This is a genomic window from Mucilaginibacter sp. P4_G9, from assembly GCF_056400985.1.
This window is the reverse complement of record NZ_JBFUKF010000064.1, coordinates 1-19,488: the sequence shown is the minus strand read 5'-3', so window position 1 is coordinate 19,488 and position 19,488 is coordinate 1. Positions and strand designations below refer to the sequence as shown.

Below are 19,488 nucleotides of genomic sequence, written 5' to 3'. Positions count from 1 at the left end.
GCATTAATCTTAATGATGTAAAAGGCAGCGCAGAAGGCGGCCGTATCATTAAAAAAGATATTGAAGACTATACACCAGGTGCAAAACCAGCTGCAGAAAGCGCACCGGCAACCGCTGCTCCCGCTTCTGCACCAGCTGCAAAAGCTCCTGTAGTTTTGCCAACTTATACCGGTGAAGAAAAGTTCAGCGAAAGGGCGGTTACACAAATGCGTAAAGCAATAAGCCGCCGTTTAAGCGAAAGCTTATTTACCGCGCCGCATTTCTACGTAACCATGAGCATCGATATGGATCAGGCTATTGCAGCCCGTACCCGTATCAATGACGTTGCCCCGGTTAAAATATCGTTTAATGATTTTGTATTAAAAGCATGCGCAGTTGCCTTAAAACAACACCCTGCTATTAATTCGGCATTTATGGGCGATAAGATCCGCACCAACGAACATATCCACATAGGTGTGGCAGTTGCAGTTGATGAAGGTTTGCTGGTACCGGTTATTAAATTTGCTGATGGTAAATCATTAAGCCACATCTCGGTTGAAGTGAAAGAATTTGCCGGTAAAGCGAAAGCTAAAAAATTACAGCCTGCCGAAATGGAAGGTTCAACCTTCACCATATCAAACTTAGGTATGTTTGGTGTTGATGAGTTTACTGCAATTATTAATACGCCAAATGCCTGTATCCTTGCTGTAAGCGGAATACAAGCGGTTCCGGTTGTTAAAAATGGCGCAGTGGTACCAGGCAACATTATGAAGGTTACGCTAAGCGCAGATCACCGTGTGGTTGATGGCGCAACAGCCGCAGCCTTCCTGCAAACGCTAAAATCATTACTGGAAGAACCGGTAAGGTTGTTAATATAAGTCTTTTGGATTAAGGACTAATAGACAAAGGACAAAAGACAAAGAGCGATGGGTTATACTCATCGCTCTTTTTTATTTACACTAAAAATCCATTGTTATGCTTAACGGCGACAAAAGGAATTGTGTATTGTGATTGCCTTAACAGCTTAAAGCTTCCCAATAATCTCCTTCAATTGATGCACATGCCTTTGAGTATGATAAATGGCTACAGTAATCCATTCCAGCCGGGTAAGGTAACCTATACCGGTAAATTCGGAAGCTGCACAGGTATCTGTCAGATCTTTGGTTTGTATATTTTCTTGCAGTTCTTTAAAAACTGATGCCAGTTCTGTCATTAAAGCATTCTTGTCATATTGTTTATCCGCAGGGACCAGCATCGGCGCAGTTGGGTATTTGGCATCAAAATCTAAAAACAGGTCTTTTATGGCTTTGGCAAATTTATCCGGACTTCTTTCTGTTGTTTTAACCGCGGCATTTATTATTGATGTTGTACCCAAAACCGACAGCCTGATATGTTCGATCAATTGCCCGGCCGTCCAGCTTCCCTCAAATGGGATGCGGTTAATCTCATCCTGTTTAATCGATGTTATTACCTGCATAAATTCATTAGCGGTAGACTCAAACTGAACAGCTAAGGGTTGCGGTAAAGCGCTTGTTTGTGATTGATCTTTCATCTCGTTGGTTTTTATTGACTCAAATATCGGCAGAACTAAATACCTGGTTGGGTGGCAATAAAGACTTTTTCGAGGGCGATTTGCGACAAATTAATTATAGTCTTACAGCTCCTTCCGCATCACGTAATCATTCATCCAATATGGCCCTATAGGGATATCCTCTTCATACGCAATTGCAAAGCCCATCTTCCCGTAAAAACTCAGGGCCTTATTGCTTCTGTTCACATTAAGTTCCAAAATGTGCTTTCCTGCATCTTTGGTTTTTTGCGCTACGACGTTAATTAGTATTTTACCGTAGCCTTTGCCCTGGGTTTGCGGCAGGCAGTACAGCTTGTGAAGCTTAAAAATATCCGCATTTTCTTCGCGTGGCGAATAGGCGGCAAAAGCAACAGGGATACCCTTCTCTTCTAATAGCAGGTAAGTCTGCAGGTCTTCAGCCACCTGTTTGCTGATCTTATCTGCCGAATAAATTTCATTCAGCATAAATTCTATCTGCTCTTTCTCCAATATAGGCGAATATGCTGCCCACCAGGTTGTATCGGCTATTTGCAATATGGTATCAACATCGTTAACTGTGGCCTTCCTTATAGTATACATTTTTTTGTCTGTTAATCTCAAATAAGTTGATCGGCTTTAAGCTTTGTGCATTCTGCTTTAAGCTTATTATGCTTTTTCTTCCCAGATCATGCAAAGGTGCAGGATGGTTTCTACCGCCTTTTGCATATCCTGTACCGATACCCATTCCTGCTTACTATGAAAGGCATGCTCGCCTGCAAATATATTAGGGCAGGGTAAACCCATGAACGATAGTCTTGAACCATCTGTACCACCGCGGATACTGCATAATTTGGCAGTAAGGCCGGTTCTGTTAATAGCTTCCATGGCATTTTCAACTATCTCCGGATGCTGTTGCAGCACATTTTTCATATTACGGTATTGCTGGCTGGTGACTAAAGTATAAGCAGAATTTGGATAGCGTTTTAATACTTCATCTGCCGTTTTACGGATCACATCTGCATGGACTTTTAAATTATCCTCGTCAAAATCGCGGATAATAAAATCGATACCGGCGGTTTCAACATGTCCTTCTATACTTACCGGGTGTACAAAACCCTCCATTTCTTCGGTATGCTCGGGCGACAGGCTGTCGGGCAAAGCTGCAATGATCTCTCCTGCAATTTTTATGGCGCTTTCCATTTTGCCTTTAGCAAAGCCGGGATGAGCGCTTACACCCTGTATGGTCAATCTTGCACCATCGGCAGAGAATGTTTCATTTTCCATGTTCCCGGCGCTTTCGCCATCAATGGTATAGCCTGCATAGGCCCCCAATTTGGCAATATCCACATGATCAACCCCATGACCAACCTCTTCATCGGGGGTAAATAATATGCGGATGTCGCCATGTTTTATTTCCGGATGTTTTATCAGCTGGTAGCAGGCATCCATAATTTCGGCCACTCCGGCTTTGTTGTCGGCTCCCAATAAAGTAAGGCCGCTGGCGGTGATCACATCATGGCCTATCTGATTTTTGAGGTCGGGGTGATCTGCGAGTTTAATAACCTGTGCGGTATCATCCGGCAAAATAATATCCTGACCCTGGTAATTTTGATGAACAATAGGCTTTACATTAGCCCCACTGCAATCGGGTGCCGTATCCACATGCGAGCAAAAACAAATTACGGGCACAGGCTTATCGGTATTTGAAGGAATGGTAGCATATACATATCCAAATTCATCTAAATGCGCATCTGTAACGCCTATAGACAACAACTCATCAACTAACAGCCTGCTTAGGTTTTTTTGTTTTTCTGTTGAGGGAAATGTAACCGAAGCAGGGTCAGATTGCGTATCAATGGTAACATAGCGCAAAAAGCGTTCTGTTACTGTAAAATTTAGCGGTGAATTAAAACTCATAAGCTATATTAGTAAAATTTTTATAACCGACATTAAATCCGGCTGGTTGCTATTTGTAAATATTGATTAAAATTTAACATTGAAAAAATATATTCTGTTTTTTGTTTTGGCTTACTCTGGTGCTGCTACGGTTAAAGCACAAAGCGGATATAACTATTACGAATTTGGCATAGCTGCGGGTGCAAGCTATGGCAAAGCCGAAGCCGATCTTAAAAAGCAGGATTATCACCCGGCGTTTAATTTTAATCTTGTTTATAATTATAGCCCATTCCTGCCCATAGTTCTCGAACTGCAAAAAGGAACCTTTTCGGGTGGTGGTCCAACTCGTGCGGAAGACGCGTCCGGCAGGTATTTTACCAATTCCTACATTTCGTTGAACTTACACGCCGACCTGCAGGCCGGCGAAATAATTGATTACTCGGATAGTTGGTTTTTAGATAGGATTAAAAATTTTTACCTGGGTACAGGTATTGGGTTCATATATAATAAAATGAACAGGATTGAGCGCTATAATAGATTTCCGGAAAATGATGTACATGTTTTTCCAGATCCCGGGTCTGTTGAAGGGTTTCAGGGGAAGGATAAAGGTTTTAACCTCATTATCCCTATCCGGTTTGGCTATGAATTTAAAATTTATGATGACTATAATATGCCCCGTTATGGAATTGACATTGGCATACAACATTACTATGATATTGGAGAAGGGCTTGACGGTTATAACGACTCACCCGCGAAATACAAAAATAATGCACTCGACCAGTATGTATTTGTATCAGTCGGCATAAAGTATAACTTCTATACTCATCTAACATCATACAATAAACTCATCAGGAAATTTCAATATTGAACATAGAAGAATTACGTGATTATTGCCTGCAAAAACCAGGTGCAACAGAGGGTTTCCCCTTTGGAGAAGATACTTTGGTTTTTAAAGTAGGCGATAAAATATTCCTGTTGATAGGCCTTACAGCGGGTAATCGCTTTAACGTAAAATGCGACCCTGAATTGGCCGTTGACCTGCGCGAACGCTATACCGAAGTAATACCCGGCTACCACATGAATAAAAAACTTTGGAATACCGTTTATATGGATGGCTCATTAACCCGCAAACACCTTTGCGAAATGATAGACCACTCATATGAGCAGGTGGTAAAAAGCCTGCCCAAAAAAGTGCAGGCTGAGATTGCCGGATTAGAATAAGAAGCAAAATCGATAAATCAGGATTTTTCTACTATAATGATCGATATTGCGGGTTTGTAACAGAATTTTTCTAAATCTTATCTCTTCATTCTAATCTCTTGGCTCTATCTTTGAGCCAAAGCAATTTCATGAGAGCATTTTTATCAGCTATAGTTTTCTGTTTCATCTATATAACTGCAAAAGCCCAGCTTACACCATTTGAGTTAAGCAAGGATAAAAACTATACTGCTACTTATGCTGAGGTAATTAGCTACTATCAAAAGCTCAACAAGCTGTACCCGCAGCAAATGAAAATGATCAATTACGGTACTACCGATGCCGGCAAACCTTTGACGTTGATTGTGCTTTCAAAAGACCGCGTTTTTGACCCGGCATTGATAAAGAAACAGGACAAGCGGGTGCTGCTTATCAATAACGGCATCCACCCCGGCGAGCCGGAAGGCATTGATGCCAGTATGATGCTGGTACGCGATCTGCTAAAAAAGAACGAGGTACCTAAAGATGTTGTGCTTTGCTTTGTAGCACTTTACAATATCGACGGCAACCTTAACCGCGGCCAAAGCCGGGTTAGTCAAAACGGACCTGTTGCCTATGGTTTCAGGGGTAATTACCGCAACCTCGACCTGAACCGCGATTTTATAAAGGCCGATAGCCGCAACGCACTTGCTTTTACGCAAATATTAACCACCTGGAAACCCGAGATCTTCCTGGATAACCATACCAGCGACGGCGCCGATTACCAGTATGTTATGACGCTGATAGAAACCCAAAAGGACAAACAAAATCCGATCCTGGCAGATTATACCACCAAAACACTTACGCCCTACCTGTACAGTCATATGAAAAAAAGCGGCTACGAGATGATACCTTATGGCGCAGGGGAAGAAGGTTTGCCGGATTCTGGTATCGTTAGCTTTTTGGAAACGCCGCGGTTTGCAACCGGCTTTACCGCTCAGCACAACATCATCAGTTATATTACCGAAACGCATATGTTGAAAGCATTTGATAAAAGGGTATATGCCACTTATGATTTTATGCAGCACCTTATTGATATTAATCAGCGCGATGCTAAACTAATTGGTGAGCTAAAGCAAAAAGCAGATGCGGCAGTTGCACAGCAAAAAACATTTGCCCTTAAATGGGAGGTGGATACGCAAAAGGTAGATACCATTACCTTTAAAGGTTATGAAGCAGGCTACAAAACCAGCGAGGTGAGCGGGCTTAAGCGTTTATATTATGACAGGAATAAGCCCTATACCCGGGTGATTAAGTTTTATAATACTTATAAAGTTGCAATGACGGCCGATAAACCAGTAGCCTACGTGATTCCGCAGGCATGGGGTAAGGTAATAGACCTGTTTAAACTAAACGGTGTAAAAATGAAGCAATTGGCGCATGATACTACGCTTACCCTGCAAATGTATTACTTTGGCGATATTAAAACGCCAACCCGCCCGTTTGAGGGTCATTACCTGCATAGCAGCGTACAGTTAAACCCGGTTGATATGGCTGTAAAATTTTATGCGGGTGATTTCGTTGTATCTACCAATCAACCTATAAACCGCTATATTGTGGAAACACTGGAGCCGCAGGGTATAGATTCATTTTTTGCCTGGAACTTTTTTGATTCGGTGCTGGGCGAAAAGGAATACTTTTCTGATTATGTTTTTGAAGATAAAGCCGCCGATCTGTTAAAAAAAGATCCGGCCTTGAAGCAAAAACTGGACGATGCCAAAGCTAAAGACCCGCAGCTAGCCAATAGTGCCCAGGCCCAGCTTTTCTTTGTGTACCGTAATTCGCCATACTTCGAAAAAACATATATGCGCTATCCGGTAGGCCGCCTTTTAACCAAACTCAAACTCGATCTTAAATAATATGGAATATCTTACACTGGCCCCCGTGGCTTCAATAATATTTGTAATAACTATTATTACCTCGTTAATCGCTTTTGGTAATCAAAACCTGTATGGCAGGCTGATGCTGCATCCTTACAACGTTTCGCGCGGGCGTTATATTTATACTATCATTACCAGCGGGTTAATTCATAAAGACTGGATGCACCTGTTTTTTAACATGATGTCGTACTACTTTTTCGCCTTTCAGCTGGAGCCTGTTTTAGGGCATTGGCAGTTTGGGGTATTGTACGTTTTAAGCCTGATATTAAGCGATATGCCATCGGTAATAAAACACAGGGAAAATTACAGCTACTACAGCCTTGGTGCATCGGGTGCGGTAAGCGCCATAGTTTTTAGCGCGATATTGTATAACCCACTTGGCAAAATGATGATTTTACCTATACCTGTAGCAATACCCGCTGTAATCTTTGGCGTACTGTACCTGGTTTATTGCAGCTATGCAACTAAATATTCACGCGATAACATTAACCATGATGCGCATTTTTACGGCGCGCTTAGCGGGCTAATGATCACCATTCTGTTTCATCCAGGTATCGTGCCTTTCTTTTTTCAGCAAATTACAGGGAAAGTTCAATCGTTGCTGCAGTAATAAAATTACCCTCGGTGTTAAATAAGAAACTCATGGGTTTTTCGGGGTTCTTGATGATCTCTAACAGCAGGAAGCCCCAGTTTTTCCAGAAGTTTTCCAATACCTGGCCGTAAATTTTATTTACCCAGTCGTCAAACAATGGCTTGCTGCTGGTGCCACGTAGGGGCATAGCCTCTATATAAATAGTATCGCCAACTGGCATAATATTGTACTCGGGCAGGCGGTTAAACAGGTAGGCCGAGTAGAAAAAACGGCCGTTCACTTCTTCAAACTGGATGGGGTGCAGGGTATGGCCTTTTATTTTTTCCAGCATTTCTTTATGATAGCTGCCATTAGCGCCATTATCCTGCAGGCAAATAATCAATCCAAAATCTTTTATTCTTAAAGAAAATGTAAGGGTATTGATTTCATCGCGATAGCCGAACACATCATCAGCATTATCCACCTTAAATAAATTCAGGCTAAAAGGCTTGAAGCCATCCAGTTCGATAGGCAGGTTGAGGGTTTGCAGCATCAAATGCAGGTTGCTAAACTTATGGATGATGGATTGCGAAATATTAAACTCTTCACCTTGCGCGTGCTGCTGCCGTATGCCGGCCTGGATCTCGTTAAAAATGATCCCATAAAGCAGTTTGCCTGCCCACTGAAACAATTTCAACTCATCAAGTTCTTTTACTGCATCGTAGCCCGTTTCAAAGGCCGCGGCTATTTCTGCTTCAAGCGGTTCAAGATATTGCTCGTTCACAATGGCGCTGCAAGGTAGTTTTAGGTCCTTGTAGGTGGCCATGCTTTCATCAAGCAGTTTAAAGGGCTGATCTTCCAGCTTGTAACGGCTCATGAGCCATCGCGGAAAAACCTGGATCTTTTCTTCTTCAGAATTTAAAACCTCTCCCGTAAGGAAGCATTTGCTGTTACTGAAATTAAAACTCTCGAACGGTGAATAAATTTGTGCCGGCATGGCCGCAAAGATAAGCACGAATTTCATTCTAAACTTTTAGCTTTGGTTTTTAACATGGAACTGACATATCAACCCTTCGAACTGCAATTAAAGCACGCCTTTACCATAGCTAAGTTTTCGCGCACCACAACCCCGGTTATGCTGGTGCAGCTAAAACACGAAGGCTATACCGGTTACGGCGAAGCATCTATGGTGCCCTATATGGGCGAAAGTCACCAAAGCGCAACCGAGTTTTTGAGTAAGGTTGATATCAATCAGTTCGGCTATCCATTTGATTTTGGGTCGATAATCAGCTATTTGGATAGCATTGTCCCCGGCAACCCAGCCATAAAGGCCGCCATAGATATTGCCCTGCACGACCTGGATGGTAAAATAAAGCAGCAACCCTGTTGGCAATTATTAGGTAGCAACCCCTCCCTGATGCCGGTAACCAGTTTCACCATCGGCATTGATACGCCCGAAATGATCATCAAAAAAGTAAAGGAGGCCGAAGGTTTTAAAGTGATAAAGGTAAAGCTTGGCAGGGATACGGATAAAGAGCTTATTAATACCATACGCTCGGTTACCGAGGTGCCTTTATATGTAGATGCCAACCAGGGATGGACGGACCTACAGCAAAGTCTGGATATGACCTACTGGCTGCAGGAGCAAGGCGTGCAGCTTATAGAGCAGCCCATGCTTAAAACCGACCCCGACAGCAATGCTTGGCTCACGGAGCGTAGCCCTATTCCCATCATCGGCGATGAGGCTGTACAGCGTTTTGAGGACGTGGGGAAAGCCAATGGCGTGTATACCGGCATAAACATCAAGCTCATGAAATCGGCAGGGATGTACGAGGCAAAGCGGATGATAACCAAAGCGCGTGAACTTGGATTACAGATTATGATAGGCTGTATGACAGAAACCAGCTGCGCCGCTTTAGCTGGTTTGGCTTTAGCCCCACAATGCGATTGGGTTGATCTTGACGGGCCATTTTTGGTAAGTAATAACCCGTACCAGATGCCCGGTTTTGTCGATGGTAAGTATATATTAAATAACGACCCGGGATTGGGAATTCGATTATAAACACGAATTCCACGAATAAAGGCGAATTTTCTCAAAATCTGCTTTATAAATTCAAATTATTTGCCCGGCTTAAAGGGTTCGTGGTTATTCGTTCCATGTGTGAAATTAGTGTCTATTTGAGATTCGTGAAAGTCGATTCAATTGGTGAAATTCGTGCCTATGAAAGCTTTAATCATCGGCTCTGGTATTGCAGGAATCGCGACGGCGATAAGGCTTGCGGTACAGGGACACCAGGTTGAAGTTTTTGAGGCGAACACTTATCCCGGCGGTAAACTATCTGAATTTGAGCAGGATGGCTTTAGGTTTGATGCCGGGCCAAGCTTGTTCACCATGCCGGCTTATGTTGATGAACTGTTTACGCTTGCCGGAAAAACCCCTTCCGATTTTTTTAAGTACCGTAAACTTGATAAAATATGCCAATACTTTTACGAAGACGGCACAAAGCTAAACGCCTTTGCAGATGCCGATCTGTTTGCCCAAGAGGTAAATAAAAACACGGGCGAACCTGCCGGGTCCATAAAAGAGTACCTGGCCAAAAGCGCTGATATTTACGGGGTTACCAACCATGTTTTCCTGGAGAAGTCGTTACATAGGCTTAAAACTTATTTGGACCTGGATACTATAAAGTCTGTTTTCAACTTTTCAAAGATAGATGCATTCAAGACCATGCATAAGGCTAATGAAGGGTTTTTTAAGGACGACCGGCTGGTGCAGTTTTATGATCGCTATGCAACTTACAATGGCTCAAACCCTTACGCGGCGCCGGCAACGCTTAACGTGATCCCGCATTTGGAGCAGCACTTTGGCGCATACTTTCCAGAGGGCGGCATGTACAGCATTATTACCAGTTTGGTAACGCTGGCAAGATCGTTGGATGTAAAATTCCATTTCAACACGCCTGTTTTGCAGATATTGGTAAACAACCGGCAGCTGGTTGGCTTAAACGTTGACGGCGGTATAGTAACCGGCGACCTGGTTGTTTCCAACATGGATGTTTGGTTTACTTATCATAAACTGTTAAAGGGGCAGGAGCATCTGTTCCCTAAAAAAATCCTGGGGCAGGAACGCAGTAGCTCGGCATTGATATTTTACTGGGGTATCAACAAACAGTTTCCGGAGCTCGACCTGCACAACATATTTTTCAGTATTGATTATAAGGCCGAGTTTGACCACATCTGGAAAGACAGAAATCTCTTTGATGATCCCACTATCTATCTCAATATCAGCTCGAAATATAAAACAGATGACGCGCCCAAAGACTGCGAAAACTGGTTCACCATGATTAATGTGCCTGCCAACACCGGGCAGGATTGGGATAGCCTAATAGCCGCAGCCCGCGAAAACATCCTCAAAAAGCTTACCCGCATTTTGGGCGACGATATCGGCCGGCTCATCGTATCCGAAAGTATCCTCGATCCGCGGGGCATCGAAAGTAAAACATCATCATACCGGGGGGCGCTTTATGGCAACAGCAGCAACAGTCGGTTCGCGGCATTTTTGAGGCATGCCAACCGGTCGTCCAAAATTAAAAATTTGTATTTCTGCGGGGGGAGTGTTCATCCGGGCGGCGGGATTCCGCTTTGTTTGCTCTCGGCAAAAATTGTGAGCGGCTGGATTAGCGAAAACGCCCCTAAAACTTCTTAAAGGCCTTTTTTGAGCAAAAAAATGCAGATTTATAGGGGAAAAAGTACAAAAAAGACGGGAAAAATAGGGGATTTATCCAGAAAAAATCGAGAAAAATCAAGTTTTTTTACACTTTAAGAAGTTGCCCTGCTTTTGTTAAAAAATATCCAACCAAAACTCCACCTTCAGGGGCCGGGGGGCTTATATTTGCGGCATGAATCTTCAACTATTCGATAAGCAGGTTTATGCCGATAGGCGGCAGGTACTAAAACACAGCATGGCCAATGATGGTCTTATCCTGCTCCTGGGCAACGAGGAAAGCAGCATGAACTATAAGGATAATCATTTCAGCTACCGCCAGGATAGCAGCTTCCTGTACTACTTCGGGCTGGATGTTGCCGGGCTGGCAGCCATCATTGATACCGATACCGGCGAAGAGGTTATCTTCGGTAACGAGCTCAGTATCGATGACATCATCTGGACCGGCGTACTGCCTACCGTGAGCCAAATGGCCGCTATGGTCGGCGTTAGCCAAACCCGCCCGTATGAGGAAGTAACCCACTATATCCACAAAGCGCAAACCACCGGCCGCAAGGTGCATATACTGCCGCCTTACCGTCCCGAAAATAAAATTAAACTGGCCGCCTGGCTCAATGTTAGTCTGCAGGACGTGGCCGACCATGTTTCTGTTAAACTTATAAAAGCGGTAATTGCCCAGCGGGTGATTAAAACTCCCCTGGAAATTGCCGAAATGGAAAAAGCGGTATCCACAAGCGTGGATATGCAGCTGGCCGTTATTAAAAACACCCGTCCCGGCATTAAAGGATACGAGCTGGTGGCTAAGGCAAATGAAGTAGCCATAGCGGCCGATTCGCGCCTGGGTTACCCGGCCATTATAACGCCCCGTGGCGAAACCCTGCATACCCATTATTACGGGCACACCCTGCAGGACGGCCAGATGCTGCTTTGCGATATAGGCGCCGAAAACGCTATGCATTACGGCGGCGACCTTACCCGTACCGTTCCGGTTGGCAGCAGGTTTACCGCCCGTCAAAGCGAATTGTACGAAGTGGTATTAAACTCCATGGACCACGCCATCAGCATGCTGAAACCGGGTGTGCGGTACAAGGACATTCACCTTACAGCCTGCCAGAAACTGGTTGAAGGCCTAAGTCAGGCCGGCATCATGAAGGGCGATGCGGCAGAGGCAGTTGCTGCAGGCGCACATACCATGTTTTTTCAGTGCGGACTGGGCCACATGCTGGGCATGGATACCCACGATATGGAAGACCTTGGCGAACCCTACGTTGGCTACACCGATACCCTTAAAAAAGAAACCACCGTTTTCGGCCTTAAATCCCTGCGCCTCGGTCGCGAACTGGAAGCCGGCTACGTGCTTACCATCGAACCGGGCATCTACATTATCCCCGAGCTGATAGACCGCTGGCAGGCCGAAAAGAAATACGCCGATTTTATCAACTACGATGTACTGAACACGTACCGCGATTTTGGGGGGATAAGGATCGAGGATAACTTTTTGATCACCGATACCGGCAGTCACCTGTTGGGTAAGTATTTGCCAAAGAGTTTGAAGGAAATAGAGGGGTTGAAGTAGATGTGCAGATTTCAGATTTCAGATTTCAGATGTGCAGATGATACTTTGATTTTAGAACCCGAAAGCCATGTCATTGCGAGCGCAGCGCGGCAATCGCGAACTGTACAGAGCGGCTATTCGGGTGCTAAATTACTTTGTGATAATCGACAACATCGGCCCGCTCAGTTGCCGCGGGRGGGCTGTTACTTTTGTCGCCACAAAAGTAACCAAACGGCTGTCAGCAGAAATGCTTCTTTGCGCTCGGGGCCTCTGCCCTGCAAAACGGGCAAAACCTGGGCTGGAATTATTTTGCCCCGGTGCGCTAGTCCACGCACATGCAAAAACTTCCTATGCCCTGCAGCCGCACAGCCCCACATCGTTTTGCCCGTTTTCGCCCGAAGCTTGTCTGCTGACGGTTTAGGGGAAAACGAGCGCTTATAAGGAACGAAGCACCCGCGAACTATACTGGAAGAAACGGAGATGACGCGTTGGTTTTAGAACCCAACAACAACAACCGTCATTGCGAGGAACGAAGCAATCCCCGATTTACAGAGTAGCTGTGCAAATCCGCTCTGTATTTTGGGGATTGCTTCGTCGTACCTCCTCGCAATGACGATCACCAGGGGATTGTGGTAYCCATACATGTCATTACTGTTTTTTCCAGCTCGGCTGGTGGGTACTTCCAATGATGTTTTTGTAATCGACTGATTATCAGTGCTATTTTTTAATATAATCTATGTCATTGCGAGGCACGAAGCAATCGCATGCTATACAGAGCGGACCTGCACAGTTCGCGATTGCCGCGCTGCGCTCGCAATGACATATCTCACATCTCAAATCTACCCTTCCAGTACAGGAGCGTCTTTAATTTTCTCGAGTATTGATGCGGGCAGGTAAGGCCGTCCGCCGGTTGCGGGTACGCAGGTGCCGGTGAATACGGCTTTGGTCATTACCTTATTATTAAAAATGATGGATTGTTTAAAGTGCAGTTTGGGCAGGCCTGCCTTGTCGGTATACAAAGTACAGGTAACCGAAAACTCATCCCCTTTTTTTAACGACCGTAAAAAACTGATGCTGTAGTTTGATAGCACCATATGAACACCGTTTTTAGCCTCGGTTTCAAAATCAAAGCCCAGCACTTCCCTGATATAATCATGCCGGCAGTATTCCATATAAAACGGATAGTATAAGCCATCCATAATTTCCTGCACATCTATGTGCTCTTCCTTTGCAACGTAAGTTTTTGAGTATTCCATTGTAGTCTATTTTAACAGGTAGCAGGCAAATATATAGCAATCTGCCGTATGGTACCCCACCATTTTTGTCTCATATCTCAAATCTCATATCTAAACAGGGCGTACCCCCGCCGGTAGAAGCGGGGTCGTGCTTTCCCCTCATACGCCTGCAGGCATTACGCTCATTGGCCGGTATCCGGTACAATCACTTACGCGAAAACCGCTAAATAAAAAAAATCAGATTTTATAAAGTCTCCGGGATTTGCAAATTCATTACTTAGCATGCGGACCACAAGGCAGAGCCTTGCGGTAGCTTGGGACAAAGTAACAGCCCTCCCGCGGCAATTGAGCGGGCCGGTGTTGTACCTTAAACCAGGTAATTTCGTTCCCCAAATAACCGTAAAGCATAGTCCGGAGGTTATTGATGTTGTGTTTGTTTTTATAGGTAATACACATCCCATTTTAAATTTCCTTCTTTTTCATCTGCTACATATTCCTAAATTATTACCTTTAAGCAAATTGACTGTTTATGAATAAAGTATTTTATCTGTGTGTAGCGTTAGTTGTTTTGGGTGCCTGGAAATACCAGGATGATCACAAAAAAGGTTTTGTTGATGTTGCCGGAATCGACTCTCTGACAAAACCCGGCGATAATTTTTTTCGCTTTGTTAACGGACGCTGGTACGATACCGCGAAAATTGCCGCCGATCAATCGGGCGTGGGTTCATATAGTTTCATGAACATTCCGCAAAAGCAACTGCTGCAAAACATCCTGGATAGTGTTTCCAAAACTAAGAACCTTATGGGAAGCATTGACCAGAAGGTAGGCGATTTTTACGCTTCGGGCATGGATACCGTAACTATTAACCAACGCGGATATCAGCCCATTAAACCAATATTGGCGGATATTGATGCTATCGCCAACGTACCATCATTAATCAAATTTGTAGCGGCGCAGCTAAAAACAGGAAACAGCCTGGTTATTGGCTTTGATATATATCCGGATAACAAAAACAGCAGCATCAATATTGCCCATGTTTCACAAACCGGCATTGGTTTACCTGAAAGGGATTATTATTTTAAAACAGATTCATCTACGCTCGGCATCCAGCAGGCCTACAAAAAATACTTAGGCACCCTGTTTCAATTAACCGGGAGCAGTCCTGCTGCCGCCACAAAAAATGCAGCTATTGCTTACAGCATCGAGCAACAAAACGCAGCGTCGCATAAAACAAATATCGAATTAAGGGATGTTAATGCAAATTACCATAAGGTAGCCATTGCATCCATCAGCAAAACACAAGCTAATATCGGCTGGCCGACATTGCTTGCCGAACTGGGTGCAACAACCGACTCTGTTGATATGGGCCAGCCCGCTTATTACGATAAGTTAAATGGACTGTTGAAATCAGTATCCATAACCGACTGGAAAATTTATTTAAAAGCCGCCACCCTCCAAAACTACGCCGAAATATTGAGCAAGCCATTTGTAGATGCCTCATTTGAATTTAATAAAGTGTTAAACGGGCAGGCCGTACAAAAAACCCGCAGGCAAATCATGACGCAAAACGTCGACAGTTATTTGGGGCAGGCTTTGGGGCAATTGTATGTAAAACGATATTTTAACGAGGATGCCAAAAAACGGGTGCTGGTATTGGTAAACAATCTGCAAAAATCTTTCGAAAACAGGATCAATCACCTGGACTGGATGAGCGACAGCACCAAACAAAAAGCGAAAGAAAAATTATACGCCATCACCAAAAAATTAGGCTACCCGGATAAATGGCGCAATTACGATAAGGTGCAGATCAACCGGACCAAATACTTTGAAAATATCCTTTGGTTGAAACAAAACGACTACCAGTTTCAATTGGCTAAGCTGAACAAGCCGGTTGATAAAACAGAATGGGGCACAACGCCATCTACGGTTACCGCTTATTACAACCCGTCGTTTAATGAGGTTGTTTTCCCGGCGGGTATCCTGCAATTTCCTTATTTCGACTTTTCGGCAGATGATGCTATCAATTACGGGGGTATCGGGATGGTAATTGGCCACGAAATGACGCACGCCTTTGACGACCAGGGCGCGCAGTTTGATAAGAACGGTAACGTGAAAAACTGGTGGACAAAGGAAGATTATCAAAAGTTTAGGGAGAAAACAAAACAGGTAGCCAATTTATATGGTTCGTTTACAGTTTTAGATACTGTTCATATAAAGGGGGCGCTTACCCTGGGCGAAAACACCGCGGATAATGGCGGGATTGCTATTGCCTACGACGCATTTAAAATGACGGAACAGGGAAAAGGTGCTGAAAAAATTGATGGGTTTACGCCAGATCAGCGTTTCTTTTTATCTGTTGCACGCATCTGGAGGGTAAAAACAAGAGATGAGTTTCTGCGTACCTACGTGAATACTAATCCGCATTCGCCGGCCATGTGGCGTGTAAATGGCCCTTTAATGAATTTCGCGCCGTTTTATAAAGCATTTAACGTGCAGCCTGGTGATAAAAATTACAAGGCGGAAGATCAGAGGGTTAAGATTTGGTAGGGAGGGCGGCCTGAAGAATCATTCCCTCAAAATTAGCCAATTACGCGCAAAAGCTCCAGTGAACCTATACATCGAGGATTAGTAAGCTACTTATTATAGTGTATACTTATCAGCGGGGTACACGCGACACGCGTGCACCAGCGGAGGTTTGCACACCATGAACAATCGCCTTTATTAACGGCGTTCGGCTGCTTGTTGATATGGCGTTTAAGTATTCTCATCATGATACATCCTCGCGAGGTAACTCGGGTTTGATCGCTAATTTTGCCTCCCATTCCAATCTTTTATTTTCAGGTTCAATGATTAATAAATACTCTGTATAGTCGGCGAAGGTTAAAATAATTTCCTCTTTGCACTGCGCTCTCAGTAATTTAATAACCTCTCTTAGGTGCAAAATTTTCAAAGATAATTTACTTGTAGCAAGAGCATATAAAAATTCAAGTAACGCTTCACCCTGTTCTTGCTCATGGTATTTAATCAAAGTCTCGAATGTTCCAAACATTATTTGTGAAAGGTCGGTATCAATGTGATAAGAAAGTTCTTCTGCACATGCGCCTCTTAATATGCTTGCTTGTATTATACCATCGTTAAACCGGTCGAAATTTGCTGGATCTAAAAGATTTCTTACATAGGTCGATTGCTGAAGAGATTTTACTGGTTTTTTATCTTTACCTAATTTTATTTCATTGCTCCTAAGGGTGTTAATTATGTTTGAAATTGTAAAGTAAACATCAGCCTGAGTAACGTCATCGACATAGTCAGTGAAATTAAAAAACGCAAAGTTTTTCCTTAATATGAGTTCTTCAAATGTTCCAGTTGTGGCACGAGGAAAAAAAAGTTGATTAGCTAATCCGCGCTTATCTAAACCCATACTTTGTTGAATGGTTAACTTGCGCTTTTCAAGATAAGCCAATGTGGAAGCTGGCGGTGCATCTTTGTCTCTAAGATGATCGATAAATTTAGACAAAAAACTTAGCTCGTTTTGCCAAGATGTGTCTTTAGAGTCATTGTTGCAATAAATCGTTTCAACTTCGATGAAGCTATTCGTTTCAAGACCATATGACCCTTGCTTCAAATTACTTTTTAACTGCGTATGATGTTTAGTATTCTTTGTTCTTGAAATACCGATAAAATAGACAATCTTTAGTTTATCAAACTTTCGTAGCGCTCGGCTAATGTAAAGAAGGTTTTTGCCATTAGATATACATGACCCAATAACAACAACGCTCCCCTCAACTTCCTCCTTTAGCGTAGTGATTAGATTATCTTGTGTTACAATTATTGGAGCTTTACCCTCCGCATAATTATCTTTAATGTAGTTTAGAATATAAAACCCAAGATGTTCGGAAGGTTTATCATTTAGAACTACGATATAACGTGTGTTACTTGGAATATATTGATTTATATAATCATGTAATTTGTTTTTAAAATCATCATATCGGTTGTGTTCGCTCAGTCCAGCCAAAATTTCGTAGAAATCAATGTATATTTCATACTTGAAATTTGGACTTTCTTTGAAATTAACTTTAAACACATTGCCCGCCTTTTTCAGGGACTTAAATTGATAAACAAAATCGGAAAGATAGTTTTCCGGATCTTTTATCCCTATCAGAATCTTATTAATATGCGGTTTTTCAAGCAAAAATACATCCCCCGAAACCTCAACTGGATAGGAACCGCTATTGCAAAGCTCGCATTCGCCTTCTTTATAAGTATCATAAAGTGGTACGCCATTTAAATTATAATCCGATTGTGTAAGATTACAAATTACCTGATCTTTAATGTTGGCGAACTTACCTGCAGCACCTAAAAAATATAGAATTAAAATGTTATCCCGATCAATCATGCCATGCCGGTCTAAAATATAGCTAATTATATTAGCTGATGTGGACGCAGATATTAATAATAAAGCGTGACTGGTATAAGGAACCGGATTTTTATATAATCCGTCATAGGAACTAAAGCTTTCGATTGGTACCTGTTTTTTTTCGGCTTCAGTTAAAAATCTATTTTTAAGTTCAACAAGCGCGAAAGCTAGACTATTTATCGACGACGTGTCACAATAAATCTGAGAGTGACGTAGTTCATCAAAATGCTTTAATAGCGCATAAGCTATAAAGTAAATTTCGGAGCTGTAAAGTAAAATATTTCCTGTTCGCAAAAATTTGTCACAATGCTTTCGTGATGGGAAAACAAAATGATGACTACCTTCAGCAGTTACTAATCCCCCTCGGTCAATAAAAATTTGCTGTAATCCTTCATTTAAAAAATTTTCTAAAAATCCTTTTGGGAGATCACGCGCATTTACAATATTTCCTAGTTTGTCATATTTTACCAAATGCAACCCTTCCATGAGCGCTATCTCTTGCCTTTTAGGGATACCTTTAAATGTAAGGTCAAATTTATTTACAAAAACCTCTTGTAAGGTTTGCTCTAAATAGTTTGGACCAAGCACAAATATTTTGTCAGTTTGGTAATTGCTTTCGTAAAATCGGCGGATTTCAGTACGGAGAATATCTTCATTTATTTCATCACGGTCACAAAATATAACCGTGGCTGAAGTTATTTTTGACTTTTCCTTGTACTCGAATTTGTAAATGTAAAAATTGTTCATTTCGAGCCGTCAATAGCTAATGGATAAATTATAGTAATTACAGTTCCTTCACTTTTTCTAAACTTTGTGAACTTTGAATCATTATTATATTTCCAATCATACAATGTTACTTGATCGATAGTATTTACAGTTGAATAAGGGTGTGTAATTAAATTTCTATAAACACACGACTCCCCCGATTTTATTCTTAAAAACCCACGACCATCTAATAAATATAGTATCTCATCTAACCCTATTCCCTTGTCTCCTTTATCCATGCCCTGAGCAGAGGTTATGTGTTTAATTAAACACATTTTAATTATATCGATTTCAGTTAATGTTTCCGTTACTTGATTTACAGACTTGTATTTCCTTGCAAATCCAACCCCACCATCGAAAACAGATATCTCTACGAAATATAATTCCTGAGAATCATTTTCCTTTAGTTTTTCACTACTGAAAAAATCTTTTAATCCTTTATGTGAGCCATAATCAGAGAGTAGAGAGTCCCTTTTCTTCTTGAAAAATTTAACAAGCGTACCCCTTATATTAGGATCAATAGGGACTTCATTTTCATCCTCTTTACCCCATTCAAAGGTATTTTTCATTAATTCGTAAATGATAGAAATAAAATTCGTTCCGTTTTTTTCAAAGCGATAGGGGATTTCAGAAAAATAATAAAAAACATCTTCTATTCCTTGTTCAATAGCGGTACTTAGTTG

General features: G+C 42.5%; 16 protein-coding genes. 9 read left to right on the top strand and 7 right to left on the bottom strand.

Annotation, left to right across the window (positions count from 1 at the left end):
* Positions 1-857: dihydrolipoamide acetyltransferase family protein (locus AC1DPZ_RS08400; protein ID WP_477402538.1), on the top strand; the 857-nt coding region annotated here is incomplete at its 5' end.
* A gap of 146 nt (positions 858-1,003) precedes the next feature.
* Here AC1DPZ_RS08400 and AC1DPZ_RS08395 read toward each other — a convergent pair.
* The 3 genes from AC1DPZ_RS08395 to pepT all read right to left on the bottom strand — a co-directional run bounded on the left by AC1DPZ_RS08395 (position 1,004) and on the right by pepT (position 3,445).
* The gene (locus AC1DPZ_RS08395; protein ID WP_477402537.1) at positions 1,004-1,531 is read right to left on the bottom strand and encodes a DinB family protein; all 528 of its coding nucleotides are present in this window, start codon (positions 1,529-1,531) and stop codon (positions 1,004-1,006) included.
* Positions 1,532-1,633: 102 nt separating this feature from the next.
* A complete protein-coding gene (locus AC1DPZ_RS08390) occupies positions 1,634-2,128 on the bottom strand; it encodes an N-acetyltransferase family protein (RefSeq protein ID WP_477402536.1) in 495 nt (164 codons plus the stop codon).
* Positions 2,129-2,194: 66 nt separating this feature from the next.
* Positions 2,195-3,445 carry a peptidase T gene (gene pepT, locus AC1DPZ_RS08385; RefSeq protein WP_477402535.1) on the bottom strand — a complete coding sequence of 417 codons (1,251 nt, stop codon included), beginning with the start codon at positions 3,443-3,445 and terminating at the stop codon, positions 2,195-2,197.
* A gap of 79 nt (positions 3,446-3,524) precedes the next feature.
* Between pepT and AC1DPZ_RS08380 the strand changes: the two genes are divergently transcribed.
* The 4 genes from AC1DPZ_RS08380 to AC1DPZ_RS08365 all read left to right on the top strand — a co-directional run bounded on the left by AC1DPZ_RS08380 (position 3,525) and on the right by AC1DPZ_RS08365 (position 7,150).
* Positions 3,525-4,292, top strand: a complete 768-nt coding sequence (locus AC1DPZ_RS08380; RefSeq protein ID WP_477402534.1) for a hypothetical protein — start codon at positions 3,525-3,527, stop codon at positions 4,290-4,292.
* Positions 4,289-4,645, top strand: a complete 357-nt coding sequence (locus AC1DPZ_RS08375) for an MmcQ/YjbR family DNA-binding protein (protein ID WP_477402533.1) — start codon at positions 4,289-4,291, stop codon at positions 4,643-4,645. The genes AC1DPZ_RS08380 and AC1DPZ_RS08375 overlap by 4 nt, the downstream gene beginning before the upstream one ends.
* Before the next feature lie 128 nt (positions 4,646-4,773).
* Entirely contained in the window at positions 4,774-6,519 is a 1,746-nt protein-coding gene (locus AC1DPZ_RS08370) for a M14 family zinc carboxypeptidase (protein WP_477402532.1), read from the top strand.
* 1 nt (position 6,520) lies between these two features.
* Entirely contained in the window at positions 6,521-7,150 is a 630-nt protein-coding gene (locus AC1DPZ_RS08365) for a rhomboid family intramembrane serine protease (RefSeq protein ID WP_477402531.1), read from the top strand.
* On the opposite strand, the gene AC1DPZ_RS08360 is transcribed toward AC1DPZ_RS08365, so the two are convergent.
* Positions 7,119-8,135, bottom strand: coding sequence for a hypothetical protein (locus AC1DPZ_RS08360; protein WP_477402530.1), 1,017 nt, complete (start codon positions 8,133-8,135; stop codon positions 7,119-7,121). The two genes, AC1DPZ_RS08365 and AC1DPZ_RS08360, sit on opposite strands and share 32 nt — an antisense overlap.
* Before the next feature lie 27 nt (positions 8,136-8,162).
* On the opposite strand from AC1DPZ_RS08360, the gene AC1DPZ_RS08355 reads away from it, so the two are divergent.
* The 3 genes from AC1DPZ_RS08355 to AC1DPZ_RS08345 all read left to right on the top strand — a co-directional run bounded on the left by AC1DPZ_RS08355 (position 8,163) and on the right by AC1DPZ_RS08345 (position 12,411).
* Positions 8,163-9,173, top strand: a complete 1,011-nt coding sequence (locus AC1DPZ_RS08355; RefSeq protein WP_477402529.1) for a dipeptide epimerase — start codon at positions 8,163-8,165, stop codon at positions 9,171-9,173.
* Between the two features lie 159 nt (positions 9,174-9,332).
* Positions 9,333-10,817 (top strand): 1-hydroxycarotenoid 3,4-desaturase CrtD, encoded by a 1,485-nt coding sequence (gene crtD / locus AC1DPZ_RS08350; protein WP_477402528.1) that lies wholly within the window; start codon positions 9,333-9,335, stop codon positions 10,815-10,817.
* Between the two features lie 193 nt (positions 10,818-11,010).
* Entirely contained in the window at positions 11,011-12,411 is a 1,401-nt protein-coding gene (locus tag AC1DPZ_RS08345; protein WP_477402527.1) for an aminopeptidase P family protein, read from the top strand.
* 818 nt (positions 12,412-13,229) lie between these two features.
* Here AC1DPZ_RS08345 and AC1DPZ_RS08340 read toward each other — a convergent pair.
* Positions 13,230-13,646, bottom strand: coding sequence for an acyl-CoA thioesterase (locus AC1DPZ_RS08340; protein WP_477402526.1), 417 nt, complete (start codon positions 13,644-13,646; stop codon positions 13,230-13,232).
* Positions 13,647-14,154: 508 nt separating this feature from the next.
* Here AC1DPZ_RS08340 and AC1DPZ_RS08335 point away from each other — a divergent pair.
* Positions 14,155-16,173: a M13 family metallopeptidase gene (locus AC1DPZ_RS08335; protein ID WP_477402525.1), complete on the top strand. Its 2,019-nt coding sequence runs from the start codon at positions 14,155-14,157 to the stop codon at positions 16,171-16,173.
* 220 nt (positions 16,174-16,393) lie between these two features.
* Here the strand turns inward: AC1DPZ_RS08335 and AC1DPZ_RS08330 are convergent, their stop codons facing one another.
* Together AC1DPZ_RS08330 and AC1DPZ_RS08325 are read right to left on the bottom strand one after the other, a co-directional pair.
* A complete protein-coding gene (locus AC1DPZ_RS08330) occupies positions 16,394-18,787 on the bottom strand; it encodes a hypothetical protein (RefSeq protein ID WP_477402524.1) in 2,394 nt (797 codons plus the stop codon).
* Positions 18,784-19,488: hypothetical protein (locus AC1DPZ_RS08325; RefSeq protein WP_477402523.1), on the bottom strand; the 705-nt coding region annotated here is incomplete at its 5' end. The genes AC1DPZ_RS08325 and AC1DPZ_RS08330, both read right to left, overlap by 4 nt.